The sequence below is a fragment of the Brevundimonas sp. TSRC1-1 genome (assembly GCF_049898245.1).
GTDB lineage: Bacteria > Pseudomonadota > Alphaproteobacteria > Caulobacterales > Caulobacteraceae > Brevundimonas > Brevundimonas mediterranea_A.
Genome location: NZ_JAFCXI010000002.1, coordinates 92,621 through 106,838, shown reverse-complemented (window position 1 = coordinate 106,838; position 14,218 = coordinate 92,621). Strand labels below are relative to the sequence as shown.

The 14,218-nt window shown below is 68.1% G+C and carries 18 protein-coding genes; 15 read left to right on the top strand and 3 right to left on the bottom strand.

From position 1 onward, the window contains the following. Nucleotides 1-9 precede the first annotated feature (9 nt). From tolB to ACP7CK_RS06465, 10 genes are all read left to right on the top strand, one after another. On the top strand, nucleotides 10-1,383 hold the full coding sequence (gene tolB, locus ACP7CK_RS06510; RefSeq protein ID WP_426025496.1) for a Tol-Pal system beta propeller repeat protein TolB: 1,374 nt from the start codon (nucleotides 10-12) through the stop codon (nucleotides 1,381-1,383). A gap of 116 nt (nucleotides 1,384-1,499) precedes the next feature. Then, nucleotides 1,500-2,054 carry a peptidoglycan-associated lipoprotein Pal gene (gene pal / locus ACP7CK_RS06505; RefSeq protein ID WP_426025495.1) on the top strand — a complete coding sequence of 185 codons (555 nt, stop codon included), beginning with the start codon at nucleotides 1,500-1,502 and terminating at the stop codon, nucleotides 2,052-2,054. Between the two features lie 109 nt (nucleotides 2,055-2,163). Then, nucleotides 2,164-3,300: a DUF3667 domain-containing protein gene (locus tag ACP7CK_RS06500; RefSeq protein WP_426025494.1), complete on the top strand. Its 1,137-nt coding sequence runs from the start codon at nucleotides 2,164-2,166 to the stop codon at nucleotides 3,298-3,300. A gap of 43 nt (nucleotides 3,301-3,343) precedes the next feature. Beyond that, nucleotides 3,344-4,192: a tol-pal system protein gene (locus ACP7CK_RS06495; RefSeq protein WP_154726418.1), complete on the top strand. Its 849-nt coding sequence runs from the start codon at nucleotides 3,344-3,346 to the stop codon at nucleotides 4,190-4,192. Further along, complete coding sequence (tilS, locus tag ACP7CK_RS06490) at nucleotides 4,183-5,532, top strand: tRNA lysidine(34) synthetase TilS (RefSeq protein ID WP_426025493.1); 1,350 nt, start codon at nucleotides 4,183-4,185, stop codon at nucleotides 5,530-5,532. Before ACP7CK_RS06495 ends, tilS begins: the two co-directional genes overlap by 10 nt. Beyond that, nucleotides 5,529-7,493 carry an ATP-dependent zinc metalloprotease FtsH gene (gene ftsH / locus ACP7CK_RS06485; RefSeq protein ID WP_035310714.1) on the top strand — a complete coding sequence of 655 codons (1,965 nt, stop codon included), beginning with the start codon at nucleotides 5,529-5,531 and terminating at the stop codon, nucleotides 7,491-7,493. The genes tilS and ftsH overlap by 4 nt, the downstream gene beginning before the upstream one ends. A 293-nt stretch (nucleotides 7,494-7,786) precedes the next feature. Then, nucleotides 7,787-8,209, top strand: coding sequence for an acyltransferase family protein (locus tag ACP7CK_RS06480; RefSeq protein ID WP_426025492.1), 423 nt, complete (start codon nucleotides 7,787-7,789; stop codon nucleotides 8,207-8,209). Next, nucleotides 8,206-9,000, top strand: coding sequence for an acyltransferase family protein (locus ACP7CK_RS06475; RefSeq protein ID WP_426025491.1), 795 nt, complete (start codon nucleotides 8,206-8,208; stop codon nucleotides 8,998-9,000). The genes ACP7CK_RS06480 and ACP7CK_RS06475 overlap by 4 nt, the downstream gene beginning before the upstream one ends. A gap of 60 nt (nucleotides 9,001-9,060) precedes the next feature. Next, nucleotides 9,061-9,714 (top strand): hypothetical protein, encoded by a 654-nt coding sequence (locus ACP7CK_RS06470; RefSeq protein WP_426025490.1) that lies wholly within the window; start codon nucleotides 9,061-9,063, stop codon nucleotides 9,712-9,714. A 3-nt stretch (nucleotides 9,715-9,717) separates the two neighbouring features. After that, nucleotides 9,718-10,017: a winged helix-turn-helix domain-containing protein gene (locus ACP7CK_RS06465; protein ID WP_426025489.1), complete on the top strand. Its 300-nt coding sequence runs from the start codon at nucleotides 9,718-9,720 to the stop codon at nucleotides 10,015-10,017. On the opposite strand, the gene ACP7CK_RS06460 is transcribed toward ACP7CK_RS06465, so the two are convergent. After that, nucleotides 10,014-10,325 (bottom strand): hypothetical protein, encoded by a 312-nt coding sequence (locus ACP7CK_RS06460; RefSeq protein ID WP_426025488.1) that lies wholly within the window; start codon nucleotides 10,323-10,325, stop codon nucleotides 10,014-10,016. The two genes, ACP7CK_RS06465 and ACP7CK_RS06460, sit on opposite strands and share 4 nt — an antisense overlap. Here ACP7CK_RS06460 and folP point away from each other — a divergent pair. From folP to ACP7CK_RS06435, 5 genes are all read left to right on the top strand, one after another. Further along, entirely contained in the window at nucleotides 10,324-11,112 is a 789-nt protein-coding gene (gene folP / locus ACP7CK_RS06455; RefSeq protein ID WP_426025895.1) for a dihydropteroate synthase, read from the top strand. The genes ACP7CK_RS06460 and folP overlap by 2 nt on opposite strands. A gap of 65 nt (nucleotides 11,113-11,177) precedes the next feature. Beyond that, the gene (locus ACP7CK_RS06450) at nucleotides 11,178-11,534 is read left to right on the top strand and encodes a DMT family protein (RefSeq protein ID WP_008260636.1); all 357 of its coding nucleotides are present in this window, start codon (nucleotides 11,178-11,180) and stop codon (nucleotides 11,532-11,534) included. Nucleotides 11,535-11,577: 43 nt separating this feature from the next. Beyond that, nucleotides 11,578-11,922: a DMT family transporter gene (locus tag ACP7CK_RS06445; RefSeq protein ID WP_154726412.1), complete on the top strand. Its 345-nt coding sequence runs from the start codon at nucleotides 11,578-11,580 to the stop codon at nucleotides 11,920-11,922. Continuing rightward, entirely contained in the window at nucleotides 11,919-12,719 is an 801-nt protein-coding gene (gene thiD, locus ACP7CK_RS06440) for a bifunctional hydroxymethylpyrimidine kinase/phosphomethylpyrimidine kinase (protein ID WP_426025487.1), read from the top strand. Before ACP7CK_RS06445 ends, thiD begins: the two co-directional genes overlap by 4 nt. Before the next feature lie 67 nt (nucleotides 12,720-12,786). Then, nucleotides 12,787-13,368 (top strand): nucleotidyltransferase family protein, encoded by a 582-nt coding sequence (locus ACP7CK_RS06435; RefSeq protein ID WP_426025486.1) that lies wholly within the window; start codon nucleotides 12,787-12,789, stop codon nucleotides 13,366-13,368. 3 nt (nucleotides 13,369-13,371) lie between these two features. Here ACP7CK_RS06435 and ACP7CK_RS06430 read toward each other — a convergent pair whose 3' ends face one another. Next, nucleotides 13,372-13,674, bottom strand: a complete 303-nt coding sequence (locus ACP7CK_RS06430) for a HigA family addiction module antitoxin (protein ID WP_426025485.1) — start codon at nucleotides 13,672-13,674, stop codon at nucleotides 13,372-13,374. 133 nt (nucleotides 13,675-13,807) lie between these two features. Continuing rightward, nucleotides 13,808-14,107, bottom strand: coding sequence for a type II toxin-antitoxin system RelE/ParE family toxin (locus ACP7CK_RS06425; RefSeq protein WP_426025484.1), 300 nt, complete (start codon nucleotides 14,105-14,107; stop codon nucleotides 13,808-13,810). Nucleotides 14,108-14,218: the final 111 nt, after the last annotated feature.

Here is a 14,218-nt window from a genome sequence, read left to right as displayed (position 1 = left end):
GAGCATTCCATGCGTCTGAACCTTCTTCTGGCCTCGGCCGCCGTCGTGGCCATGAGCGTGTCCTCGGCCCAGGCCCAGGGCCAGACCGCTCCGGCGCAGGCGGGCCAGCCGGTCGAGGTCGAGATCGATCAAGGCGTGCTGAAACCCCTGCAGATCGCCATCGTGCCCTTCATCGGGGATCACGGGGCGGACATTTCCAATGTGGTCAGCGGCAATCTGCGGCGGTCGGGCTTCTTCGAGCCGCTGAACCCCGCCGGTTTCATCGAGACCGGCCTGACCCTGGCCAATGCGCCCAACTTCCCGCAGTGGACCCAGATCGGGGCGCAGGCGGTCCTGTACGGCGGGGTGACGCCGCGCGGCGACGGCCGGCTGGACGTCGGCTTCCGCCTGTACGACCCCTACCGCCAGTGCCAGCTGGTCAGCTATCAGTTCACCGCCACCCAGGAACAGTGGCGCCGGATCGCGCACAAGATTTCGGACGTCATCTATCAGCGGATGACCGGCGAGACCGGCTTCTTCGATTCCCGGGTCGTCTTCGTCTCGGAAGAGGGGACGCAGTTGAACCGGATCAACCGCCTGACCATCGCCGACCAGGACGGGTTCAATCCCACCTATCTGACCCAGGGCGACGAGATCATCATGTCGCCGCGCTTCTCGACCTCGCAGCCGGACGAGATCACCTATGTGGCGCTGGGCAAGGACTATAGCCGGATCTATCTGCGGAACCTGACCACGGGCCGCACCGAAAGCCTGGGCGAGTTCGACGGCCAGGTGCTGGCGCCCCGCTTCTCGAACGACGGCAACAAGATCGCCTTCTCGATCATCCGGGGCGGCAATACCGACATCTATGTGATGGACCTGCGCAGCCGGCAGCTGTCGCGCCTGACGTCGGATCCCGGCATCGACACCTCGCCGTCGTTCAGCCCGGACGGCAGCCAGATCGTGTTCAACTCGGACCGGTCGGGCCAGGCGCGGCTGTATGTCATGCGGGCCGACGGCTCGGGCCAGCGGCCGATCTCGCGCGGCGGCGGAACCTATACGGCGCCGGCCTGGAGCCCGACGGGCAATCTGATCGCCTTCACCAAGAGCGGCGGCGGCCGGTTCTCGACCGGGGTGATGAACGCCGACGGGTCGGGCGAACGCATCCTGTCGTCCAGCTATTTCGAGGAAGGCCCGAACTGGGCCCCCAACGGCCGCTATGTGATGTTCGCGCGCCAGACGCGGGGCGGGGACACGCGGCTGTGGACCGTGGACCTGTCGGGGCGGGTTGTGGCCCAGGCGGGCTATAACGGCCGCGGCACCGACCCGGCGTGGTCGCCCCTGCTGGACACGCCCCCGTCGAACCTGGGCTATGGCCAGGGGGCCGACAGCTGCCCGAGCTGAGCCCGTTCGGCTCAACAGTGTGTTATTCCGTCTGGCGCTCGAAATCGGGCCCGGGCAAACTGTATGGCCAAGCTTTAGGCCTCCGTCCTAATTTCAAAGTGTCAGGAGACGACCCCATGAAGACTTCCCGCATCATCACCCTGGCCATGGTCGGCTGCGCCGTCGCCGCCATGGCCGCCTGCGCCCGCAAGCCGGTCGAAGGCGTCGTGCCGACCGCTCCGGAAACCGCGCCGACCGGCCCGGCCTATCCGACCGCCCCGACCGGTCCGGTGACGGGCGGCAACATGGGCGCCGCCGCCCCCGGCACGGAACAGGACTTCGTCGTCAACGTCGGCGACCGCATCTATTTCGACCTGGATTCCTATGACGTCCGTTCGGAAGCCATGCCGCGCCTGGACGCCCAGGCCCAGTGGCTGCAGCGCTATCCGCAGGTGACCGTCCGCATCGAAGGCAACGCCGACGAACGCGGCACCCGCGAATACAACCTGGCCCTGGGCGCCCGCCGCGCCGAGGCCGTGCGCACCTATCTGATCAATCGCGGCGTGCCGGCCGGCCGCATCGACACCATCAGCTACGGCAAGGAGCGTCCGATCGCCGAGGGGTCCAGCGAGGACAGCTGGGCGCGCAACCGCAACGCCCACACCGCCATCGTCTCGGGCGCCCCGCGCTGAGACGACTGGCCGGACGAGACGGATGGAGGCGTCGGCCAAGGCCGGCGCCTCTTTCTTTTTGCCTGCCGGGTGATCAAGGTGGCGGCGGATTCGATCGGGGGATTGGCGTTTGGATATCGAAGGGGCCGGTGGCGCGATCACCGGAGGATTGATCGCGGGGGCGGTCGAGAAGCCGACAGGGCATGCGGGCGAGGCGGGGCATGGCGTCTGTTCCGACTGCGGCGCGGCGACCAGCGGGAATTTCTGCGCCAACTGCGGCCAGGCGACCCATGTGCACCGCACCCTGCTGCACCTGGGCGAGGAGCTGTTGCACGGGGTCATGCATTTCGACGCCCGCGTCTGGCGGACCCTGCCGCTGCTGGCCTTCAATCCCGGCCGGCTGACGCGGGAATGGGTGGAGGGCCGGCGGACCCGCTATGTGTCGCCGCTGGCGATCTTCCTGTTCACCCTGTTCGTCATGTTCTTCGCGCTGAGCTTCATGCCCCAGCCGTCGGCGCCCGTGGTGCTGGCCGGCGACATTCAGGAGCAGCGTCAGGAGCTGCTCGAGGCGGAGCGCGGTCTGGCCGAGGCCCGCGCCGATGCCGCCAGCGACCCCTCCGGCATGGCCGACATGGGGATCAAGGCCGGCGAGGCCCTGGTGGCGCAGAAGCGCGCGGCGCTGGCGCGGCTGGAAACCGAGCAGAGCCAGGGGCGGGCCGACGGGCTCAAGCCGGGCAGCTGGCAGGCCAGCATCAAGGACATCGCCTCGGGCGACGATGTGTCGGGCGGCACGACCAAGCTGAAGGTCATGGGCCACGAGGCCGACAAGGATGACCACGGGTTCGGGGCTACAGTCTTGAAAAAGCTACAGAACCCGGACCTGGCCCTCTACAAGCTGCAGCAGACGATGTACAAGTTCGCCTTCCTGCTGGTGCCGTTCTCGATCCCGTTCCTGGCCTTGCTGTTCCTGTGGCGACGCGGCTTCACCCTGTATGATCATGGGGTGTTCGTGCTGTATTCGCTGACCTTCATGGCCCTGCTGTTGATGGTCATCGTCCTGGCCAGAACGATAAACGGCCCGCTGGGGGGACTGGTCACCGCGATCGGCGTGGCCGCCATCCCCGCCCATGTGTTCGCCCAGCTGAAGGGGGCGTACAGTCTGTCGATCTTTTCGGCCCTGTGGCGGACGGTCGTGCTGCTGTTCTTCTGCAACATCGTGATCGGCCTGTTCGTCATGGCCATCGTCTATCTGGGGCTGGGGCACTGACCCTGCCTTGCGGCGGCCCCAAATCGGTGGAACCTAGCGACCCATGACCTTCAAGCTCTCCTTCATGCGCAGCCGCGCCTTCGCCGCCACGGCCGTCGGCCTGGTCCTGATCGCCGGGGGCGCCGTCGCCCAGCAGGCGGCGCCGAACATCATGCAGCCGATCGAATGGGACAAACGCCGGCTGGATCAGCTGGACCGCAATGTCCGTCGGCTGGAGCGCGCCCTGACCCAGCGCAACGCCGCCGGCGAGCCGGTGCTGGTCGAGCCCGACCCGGAAGTCGTCACCCTGCAGGGCCAGTTCGGCCTGATGAACCAGCGTCTCGAGGACCTGGAAGCCACGGTGCGCCGCATCAACGGCGACAACGAGCGGCTGACCTTCCAGCTGGACGAGGCCCAGCGCGACACCGCCGCCCTGCGCGCCCGGCTGCTGGACGCCGAGGCCCGGATCGAGAAGCTGGAGACGGCGGCCGAGCTGAACGCCCCCATCGAAGCCCATTCCCCGACCGGCGACGCAGCCCAGGATCTGGCGGCGGCGGTGCAGCTGATGAGCAGCGACCGGGCGCGCGGCGCGCGGGCGCTTGAAACCGTGGTCGCCGCCTGGCCCGACACGCCCCAGGCGCGCGAGGCCAATTCCCGTCTGGGCGACATCCGCGCCTCGTCGAACGACAAGGCCGGCGCCGTGCCCTTCTACGCCGCCGCCCTGAAGGACTGGCCGCGCATCGGCTGGGCCGCCGACACGACGCTGAAACTGGCCGACGCCCTGTTCGCCACCAACCGCAAGACCCAGGGCTGCGCGGCCCTGGGCGAGTTCACGCGCCGCTATGCGCCCGCCGCCTCGGACACGCTGAAGGCCCGCGCGACCCAGATGAAGACCGCCAACGGGTGCAGCTGAGGCCCGGGATCGACGGAACCGATACGGGCCTTGTCGCTCGGATCTTTGCGCGGCTGGATCGGCGGCTGAGTTCTGACGCCCCCCAGCCGGTCGCCCTGGCCCTGTCGGGCGGGGGGGATTCCATCGCCCTGTTGAGACTGGCCGCCGCCTGGGCCAGGGCGCGAGGGCGGCCGCTGACGGCCTTGAGCGTTGATCACCGACTGAACCCGGCCAGCGCCGACTGGACCCGGTTCGCGGGCGAGGCGGCGCGGGCGGCGGGCGCGCACTGGCGCGGACTGGTCTGGGACGGGGACAAGCCCGCGACCGGACTGACGGCGGCGGCGCGGGCGGCGCGTCATCGGCTGATCGCCGAGGCGGCGCGGGCGGCCGGGGCGCGGGTCGTGCTGTTCGCCCATACGGCCGACGACATCGCCGAGGCGGATCTGATGCGGGCCGAGGGCTCGACCCTGGGGCGGGTGCGCGAATGGTCGCCGTCGCCGGTCTGGCCCGAGGGGCGGGGCCTGATGCTGTTGCGGCCCTTGCTGGATGAACGCCGCGAGACCTTGCGGGCCTGGCTGGCCGGGCAGGGGGCGGACTGGATCGAGGATCCGGCCAACGCCGACCCCCGCTTCGGTCGCAGCCGGGCGCGGCGGGCGCTGGCGGGGACGGTTCCGGACGGGGCGGCGGCGGGGCGGGACCGCTCGTCGTCCGAAGGGATCACGGCGAACCGCGACGGGACGGTGCGGATCGCGCGCGACGTGCGGGCCAGGGGGCTGGCGGCGGCCCTGGTCTGTGTCGGCGGCGGGGCGACGCCGCCGCGCGGGGATCGGCTGGACCGGCTGATGCAACGGCTGCAGGCGGGCGAGGATTTCGCCGCCGCCCTGTGCGGGGCGCGGGTCGAGGCGGACGGCGAAACGGTTCTGCTGATGCGCGAGGCCGGGGAACTGGCGCGCCGCGCGCCGCCGCCGCTGTTGCTGCATCCCGGCGTCGAGGCGGTGTGGGACGGCCGGTTCGCCTTTCGGGCGTCGGAGGCCGGCTGGTCGGTCGCCCCGGCGCGGGGGCGGCTGTCGGCCCTGTCGGCGGCGGATCGAGCGGCGGTGAACCGGGCGCCGGCGGCGGCGCGGGGGGCGGTTCCCGTCCTGATCCGGGACGGCCAGGCCGGGCCGGTTCTTGCAGACGCGGGGGTCGAACGGCGCGAGCTTGTCGCGGAACGGCTCAGGCTGGCGCTGGACGAAACGACGCATGAAGACGATCTGATTGCGCCGCCATGGCGTAACGCAGCCGAAGCGCCTATTTTCGGTGACAGACAATCCAGACCGTGGGCTCAATCCGGGCCGGCGGACGACCGAGGACCTCAATGAACCTGCGAAATCTGGCGATCACGGGCGTTATCATCCTGGCCCTGCTCGCGGCCTACGCCGCCGTGTCGCAAGGCGGAGCCGTGACCGGCATGGGCGCCCAGGGCGCTCAGGGCGCCGGCCGCCCCGAACAAATCACCTATTCCCAGCTGGTGCAGCGGGTCGAGGCCGGCGACGTCAAGGAAGCCACCATTCGCGGCGACCAGGTGAACGGCGTCTACAAGAACAACGGCCGCTTCACCGCCACCACCCCCTATCCGAACGAGCAGCTGGTCAATTCCATGCTGGCCGCCAACGTCAATGTCGACGCCAAGACCACGCGCCAGTCGATCTGGATGAGCCTGCTGATGGGGATCCTGCCGATCGCGCTGCTGGTCGGGGTGTGGATCTTCTTCATGCGCCAGATGCAGGGCGGGGCGCGCGGCGCCATGGGCTTCGGCAAGTCCAAGGCCAAGCTGCTGACCGAGCACAAGGGCCGCAAGACCTTCGACGACGTCGCCGGCGTGGACGAGGCCAAGGAGGAACTGCAGGAGGTCGTCGACTTCCTGAAGGACCCGGGCAAGTTCCAGCGCCTGGGCGGCAAGATCCCCAAGGGCGCCCTGCTGGTGGGCCCTCCCGGCACCGGCAAGACCCTGCTGGCCCGCGCCGTGGCGGGTGAAGCCGGCGTGCCCTTCTTCTCGATCTCGGGCTCGGACTTCGTCGAGATGTTCGTCGGCGTCGGCGCGTCGCGGGTTCGCGACATGTTCGAACAGGCCAAGAAGAACGCGCCCTGCATCATCTTCATCGATGAGATCGACGCCGTCGGCCGCCATCGCGGCGCCGGCCTGGGCGGCGGCAATGACGAGCGCGAACAGACGCTGAACCAGCTGCTGGTCGAGATGGACGGGTTCGAGGCCAATGAAGGCATCATCCTGATCGCCGCCACCAACCGTCCCGACGTGCTGGACCCGGCCCTGCTGCGTCCCGGCCGTTTCGACCGCCAGGTGGTGGTGCCCAACCCCGACGTCTCGGGCCGCGAGCGCATCCTGCGCGTCCACATGAAGGACGTGCCCCTGGCCGCCGACGTCAACGTCAAGACAATCGCGCGCGGCACGCCCGGCTTCTCGGGCGCCGACCTGGCCAATCTGGTCAATGAGGCGGCCCTGACGGCGGCCCGCAAGGACCGTCGCATGGTCACGCATCGCGACTTCGAGGACGCCAAGGACAAGGTGATGATGGGCTCGGAACGTCGCTCGATGGCGATGAACGAGGAAGAGAAGCGCCTGACCGCCTATCACGAGGCCGGGCACGCGATCGTCGCCATGAACGTCAAGATGGCCGACCCGGTGCACAAGGCGACCATCGTCCCGCGCGGCCGCGCCCTGGGCATGGTGATGCAGCTGCCGGAAGGCGACCGCTATTCGATGAAATACCAGCAGATGATCGACCGGATCGCGATCATGGCCGGCGGTCGGGTGGCCGAGGAGCTGATCTTCGGCAAGGAGAACATCACCTCGGGCGCCTCGTCGGACATCGAACAGGCGACCAAGCTGGCCCGGGCCATGGTCACGCGCTGGGGCTTCTCCGAGAAGCTGGGCACGGTGGCTTACGGCGACAATCAGGAAGAGGTCTTCCTGGGCCACTCCGTCGCGCGCAGCCAGAACGTCTCGGAAGAGACGGCCCGCACCATCGACGAGGAGGTCCGCCGTCTGGTCGCCTCGGGCTGGGACGAGGCCCGCAAGATCCTGACGACCAAGGCCGATCATCACGAGAAGCTGTCGCAGGCCCTGCTGGAGTACGAAACCCTGTCGGGCGAGGAGATCAAGGATCTGCTGGAGAAGGGCGTCGCCCCGAACCGTGACGAGAACAACTTCCCCAACGCCGGGCCCTCGGTCTCGGTGCCGGTGACGCCGGTGTCGGACGGGACCACGGTCGAGATCCCGGTCGCCGCCCCGGCCGCGACCAGCGTGCCGACCGTGCACTGAGGCGGGATGTCTCCGTTCTCTCCGTCATCCTCGGGCCTGACCCGAGGATCGGCGCGGGATCAGGCTGTGCGTCGCCTTTGACGCAACGCGGTTGAACATCCGGTCCTCGGGTCGAGCCCGAGGATGACGATGTTGAATGAACCCGCCGGGAGCGATCTCCCGGCGGGTTTTTCTTTGCCTGCGTCGCCACACCCATCGCCCCAGTCCGACAAGCAGCGCTAGGAATGCTGCGAACTAGTTTGCATTACAGACTAGTCTATGACATACAGCGTTATCCAGAACGGGAGAGCGTCATGTCGATGTCAGAGACGGGTTCATCCGAGCGCCTGCACGGGCTTGACGCGCTGAGAGGCGCGGCCTTGCTCTTGGGCGTGGTGCTCCACGGCTCGATGTCCTTCTTTCCGACGCAGATCTGGATCGTCGGCGACGCCCAGCGGTCGGTGTGGGCCAGCGGGCTGTTCTTCGTCATCCACCTGTTCCGGATGACGACCTTCTTCCTGATCGCCGGTCTGTTCGCGCACATGATGCTGGGGCGAGCGGGCGTGTGGGGGTTCGTGAAGAACCGCCTGGTCCGGATCGCTGCGCCGCTTGCCGTCTTCTGGGGGCCGGTGCTGACAGCCATCGTCGTGGTGCTGATCTGGAACGCGGGCCTGCAGGGCATCACGGCCGCCGATGCGCCGCCGACGCCTGAATATGACTGGACCAACATCCGTTGACCCATCTGTGGTTCCTGTGGGCGCTGCTGATCTTCTATGTCGCCCATCTGGTTCTAAGGGCGCCGTTTGTCCTTCTGGACCGGACCGGCGCCTGGGGGCGGGTGATCGATCGCATGACCGCCGGACTGATCGGGCCGTGGGGGCCGTTCGTTCTGGGTGCGCCGCTCGCGCTGGCCCTGTGGTTCCAGCCGAACTGGATCGCCTTCTTCGGCGTGCCGACGCCGGACGCGGGACTGATCCCCAATACCCCGGCCCTGGTCGGGTTCGGGCTGGCCTTCGGCTTCGGCGCTTTGCTGGATCGTCGGCGTGATCTGCTGGGCCGAATCCAGGCCTGGTGGCCGGCCTATCTGGGACTGGCGATCGGCGCCGGCGCCACGGCCCTGATGCTGGCGGGCGGGCCGGACCCACGTCTGGTCCCCCTGACCGATCCGACGACCAAGGCGATGGCGGCGGCGGCGTTCGGGGTGGCGACCTACGCCTCGGCCTTTGCGGCCATGGCTCTGGCGTTGAGGGTCTTCGGGGGGCGCAGCGCGGCGAGGCGGTACGTCGCCGACGCCTCCTACTGGATCTACATCGTCCATCTGCCGCTGGTGATGGCGGCCCAGGTGCTGGTGCAGGACTGGGCCATGCCGTGGCCGGTCAAGCTGACCGCCGTGGTCGGGGGCGTGCTGGCGGCGGCCTTCGCCAGCTACGAACTTCTGATCCGTCACAGCTTCATGGGCCGCTGGCTGAACGGCCGGCGCGTGCCGTGGCGTAAGCCCGTTCCGAACGCCTTCTCTCCCGCCGAATAGCTTGCCAACCCCGGCCGCCGCGTCCATCCGAGGGACGCGCCCGCCGCAGAGGAATCATCGATGATCGACACGTCCCGCAGCACGCCCGAGGCCGATCTGGCCTTCCTCCGTTCGATCGTCCAGGGCGGGGGCGATCCGCGCGCGACCCTGACCATGGGGGTCATGTATCTGGCCGGCGGCCTGTTGTACGGCCTCCAGTGCCTGGTCCACATCGGCCAGTCGCTAGGCGTGGTCCGCTGGCCGGGCCCGGTCAGCCTGGCCTTTGTCGCCGGGATCACCGTCGCCTTTCTGGTGGTGATGGTCTGGGCCATCCGCGAGGATCGCAAGCGACCCAAGGCCAGCCCCATCGTGACCCGGACCCTGAACGCGGCCTTCAGCGGGGCGGGCATGGCCAATCTGGCCATCATTATCGTCTTCGGCTTCGGCGCGGCGCGGGACGGGGATTTCGCCGTCTGGCTCTATTACCCGGCCATGATCTTCGCCCTTCAGTCGGCCGCTTGGTATGTGGCCTGGACCCTGAAGAAGAAGGGCTGGATGCTGGCGGCGTCGCTGGGAGGATGGGCGACGGCAGTGGCCTTGGGCCTGCTGGTGCGCCAGCCGCTGATCTATCTCTATGTCGCGACGGCGGCGCTGTTCCTGCTGTTCGCGGGGCCGGGCTGGATCATCACCCGCGAGTCGCTGAGGAAGCGCGATCTCGATGCGGACGCCGGCTGATCCATGGGGCTGAACGACCTGGGGCGGATCGACGAGGTCATCCACGGCCGCATGCGGCTGGGGATCATGGTCTATCTGGCCGACGCCGAGGCCGCCGACTTCACCGAGCTGAAGACCGTGCTGGAGGCGACCCAGGGCAATCTGTCGGTCCATATCAAGAAGCTGGAGGAGGCCGGCTATGTCGCCGTGGCCAAGAGTTTCGTGAACAACAAGCCCCTGACCCGGGTGTCGATCACGCCTGAGGGGCGCAAGGCCTTCGCGGCCTATCTGGACGCGCTGGGCGGGCTGATCGGTAAGCGCTAAAAGCTGTCGCTGCCCGCTGGCCAGCTTCCCTTATCGTACAAGTAGAGGGTTACTTCGTCAGGAAACTGCTGCGCCCAGATTACCGCTTCAGCGACTGAAATCCCTGATCGGTATGCCATGGTTTCGTTTGATGCATCGCGCTTGTCGAAGTCGGCATTGTCGTGATGCTGCGTTCCTACGGGGGCGTTGTCGTGCCATGTCGCCTCCGCTACGGCATCCACTGATCGCCATAGGTGCACATGAGTGCGTCGGTCGAGGATGTTTGTAATCATGAATGGGAAGATGTCGCCTTTGACTCCGAAAGTCATGGGCATCGTCAACGTCACGCCCGACAGCTTCTCCGACGGGGGGCGGTGGGCCTCGACGCAGGCGGCGGTAGACCAGGCAATGCGGCTGGTCGAGCAGGGAGCGGACGTGCTCGACATCGGGGGCGAGAGCACCCGGCCGGGGGCGGAGCCGGTGGGCGAGGCCGAGGAGATCGAGCGGGTCGCGCCGGTGATCGCTGCGGTTCGCGCCCGCTGGGGCGGGCCGATCAGCGTCGATACGATGAAGCCCGCCGTGGCCCGCGCCGCCGTGGCGGCCGGGGCGACGATGTGGAACGATGTGACGGCCCTGAGCCAGGCGCCCGACAGTCTGGCGGTCGCGGCCGAGCTGGGCTGCGCGGTGGTGCTGATGCACATGCGCGGGGAGCCGCGCACCATGCAGGCCGACCCCCGCTATGGCGACGTCGTGGCGGAAGTGCGGGACTATCTGCGCGACCGTGCCGGGGCGGCGATGGCGGCGGGGGTGGCGCGGGAGAATATCTGGCTGGACCCGGGCATCGGGTTCGGCAAGACGCTGGAGCACAATATGGCGCTGACGGCGCGGCTGGGCGAACTGGCGGCGCTGGGGTTCCCGGTGCTGTACGCGGCCAGCCGCAAGCGGACGATCCAGGCGGTCGATCCCACGGCGGTCGAGGCGACCGACCGGCTGGGCGGCTCGCTGGCCCTGGCGCTGGAGGGGGCGCGGCGCGGGGCGCGGATGGTGCGGGTCCATGACGTGCGCGAGACGGTCCAGGCGCTGAAGCTGCAGGCCGCTGTGGCGGCGGCGGGCTGAAGACCCGCGACGCGAGGTCGCGGCCGGTGTAGGGGCGAAGCGAACCGTCGTCCTGATCAAAGCCCATGCCTCTGAGCCCCTATATCGCCCCCATCGTCATGCTGGCCCTGTCGAACGTCTTCATGACCTTCGCCTGGTACGGACATCTGAAGTTCGACCACAAGCCGCTGTGGCTGCTGGTCATGGCCAGCTGGGGGATCGCCTTCTTCGAATACTGGCTGGCGGTGCCGGCCAACCGGATCGGTCATCAGGTCTATTCGGCGGCGGAGCTGAAGACGATGCAGGAGGTGATCACCCTGCTGGTCTTCGCCGGATTCTCGGTGCTGTACCTGGGCGAGAAGCTGACGGTGAACCATCTGGTCGGGTTCGGCTTCATCGGCCTGGGGGCCTTCTTCATCTTCAAGGGGCCGCTGGGCGGGTAAGCCGACGCTTGCCCCGGCGGACCGGCTGGGCCATCTGGGCGGCATGTCCTGGGTCATGTCGATCAATCCGTGGGTGACGCTGGTCGTCGCCGGTCTGCTGGAAGTGCTGTGGGCGTCCGGCCTGAAGAACGTCAGCCTGCAAAGGCCGCTGACGTCGCTGGGCGTGCTGGTCGCGCTGGCGGCCAGCATGATCCTGTTGTGGGTGGCGACGCAGAAGCTGCCGATCGGCACGGCCTATGCGATCTGGACCGGGATCGGCGCCGTGGGCGCGGCCCTGGTGGGGATCGTGGTCTATGGCGAGCCGGCGACGGCGGTGCGGGCGGTGTGCATCCTGCTGATCGTGGCGGGGATCGTCGGGCTGAAGCTGTTCTCGGGGGCGCACGCATGAGCGGGCTTCATCGGGGCCGGGTCCTGATCCTGGCCGGGTCGGACAGCGGCGGGGGCGCCGGGATTCAGGCCGACATCAAGGCGGTGACGATGATGGGCGGGTTCGCCGCCACGGCGATCACGGCGATCACGGTGCAGAACACCCTGGGGGTTCACGGCGTCCATCCGCTGCCGCTGGAACTGATCGCGGCCCAGGCGCGGGCGGTGCTGGAGGATATCGGCGCCGACGCGGTCAAGACCGGCATGCTCGGCTCGGTCGAGGTGGTCGAGACGGTCGCGGCCCTGCTGGACGAGGCGGACGCCCCGGCTGTGGTTGATCCGGTCATGGTGGCCAAGGGCGGGCATCCGCTGCTGCCGGACGCGGCGGTGGAGGCGGTGAAGCGGCTGATGATCCCGCGCGCGGCGCTTCTGACCCCCAATGCGCCCGAGGCCGAGGCCCTGACCGGGTTGGCGGTGCGCGACATCGACGGCCAGCGGCGGGCGGGCGAGGCCCTGCTGGCCATGGGGGCGCGGGCGGTGCTGATGAAGGGCGGTCATGTGGACGGGCCGACGGTGATCGACCTCTTGATGACGACCGACGGGGAGACGGTGCTGGAGGCCGAGCGGATCGACACCCGCCACACCCACGGCACCGGCTGCACCCTGGCCAGCGCCTGCGCGGCGGGCCTGGCCCTGGGGCGGCCGCTGGAGGTCGCGGTGGCGGAGGCCTGGGCCTATGTCGGTGAGGCGATCCGCCGGGCGCCCGGCCTGGGCGGCGGACACGGGCCGCTGGATCATGGTTGGCCGGTACGGGGATAGGGCGGCATCTGGGGATGAAGGCGCGCGACGTCTCCCGCTGAACGGACCGGGAGGCTAAGGGATGGGGATGAGCGACGCCCTGACCTCAAAGCTGATCGAAATCGTCCGCGCCGATCCCGGCCTGATGCACGTCTTGCGGACGGTGAGGGGGCTGGGCCTGCCCGACTGGCGGCTGGTGTCGGGCGCAGTCTATCAGGCGGTGTGGAACGCCAAGACGGGGCGGCCGTCAGGATACGGGATCAAGGACTATGACCTGGCCTATTTCGACGGGTCGGACCTGTCGTACGAGGCGGAGGACGTCGTGATCAAACAGGTCGCCGCCGCCTTTGACGAGCCCTTCCGCAGCCAGGTCGAGGTGCGGAATCAGGCGCGGGTGCATCTGTGGTTCCAGAACCGGTTCGGCGAAACCTATGAGCCGTTGCACGCGACCGACGAAGCCCTGGGCCGGTTCGTGGCCCCGACCTTCGCCGTCGGGGTGCGGCTGGAGGCGGACGACGCGATCACCGTGGCGGCGCCGTTCGGGCTGGAGGATGTCTTCGCCATGGTCGTCCGGCCGAACCCGAACCGGCCGCTGGCCAAGGGGTGGGCCAAATCCATCGAGAATGCGCGGGGGCGGTGGCCGGAGCTGACGGTCGTCGAGCCGGACTGAGTCTCAGGCCGCGATGGGCTGAAGTTTTTTGATGCCTGCGACGATCTCCCGTTTACGGGCGCGGGCTTCGGCGAGATCGTATTCGTTTTGAGCCTTGGTCAGCATTTCAGCAGACACACCGGTCAGGGCTTCGATCTTGAGCGCCATTTCGTGCGTCAGCGCCCGCTTGCCGTTCAACATCGTGTTGAAGCCAGGACGCGCGACGCCCAGAGCCTCGGCCGCGCTCACGATCGTCAGGCCGAAGGCGGGAAGAATATGGTCCCGAATGATCTCCCCCGGGTGTGTGGGAGCGGTCATCTTGGTCATGGGGCCTCCATGTTGCGACGCGGGCCTCGTCACCAGACATGTGACGTTTGTATCGTTAAGCGATACATCTCAGGGGCGGCCCCGTCAAGATGAGGATGCTCAAGTCTGAGGGCGGATCGGTCGTCCGACCCCGCTAATGATAGTCCTCAAGATCCACGTCGGAGATCGCATTGGTGTCGGCGTCCAACCAAAAGGTCAGGCGGTAGTTTCCCGTCACCCACATCGACCACTTTCCCGACGACTTGGGTTTGAGCTCGTGAACCTTCCACATGCCCATCGAAACGATCTGATGAATGTTTGAGGCGGATTGAAGCAGGGTCAGCTGAGCCTGGAGCTTCTTGGTCAAGTCGGCTGGAACGCCTTTGACGGTCGCTCCCTTTTCAGCCTTGTACAGGGCCTTCAGGCCCTTGCTCTTGAAACTCTTGATCTCCACGCGACGTCTCCACCCGGGCTTCAAGCAGACTTCAAGGTACAGCAAATGCAGCTCGTGCCTATCAAGGCGAGTGTAAGAGGGTATTCAGAGGTGTTTTGGCCGGCGCGATCC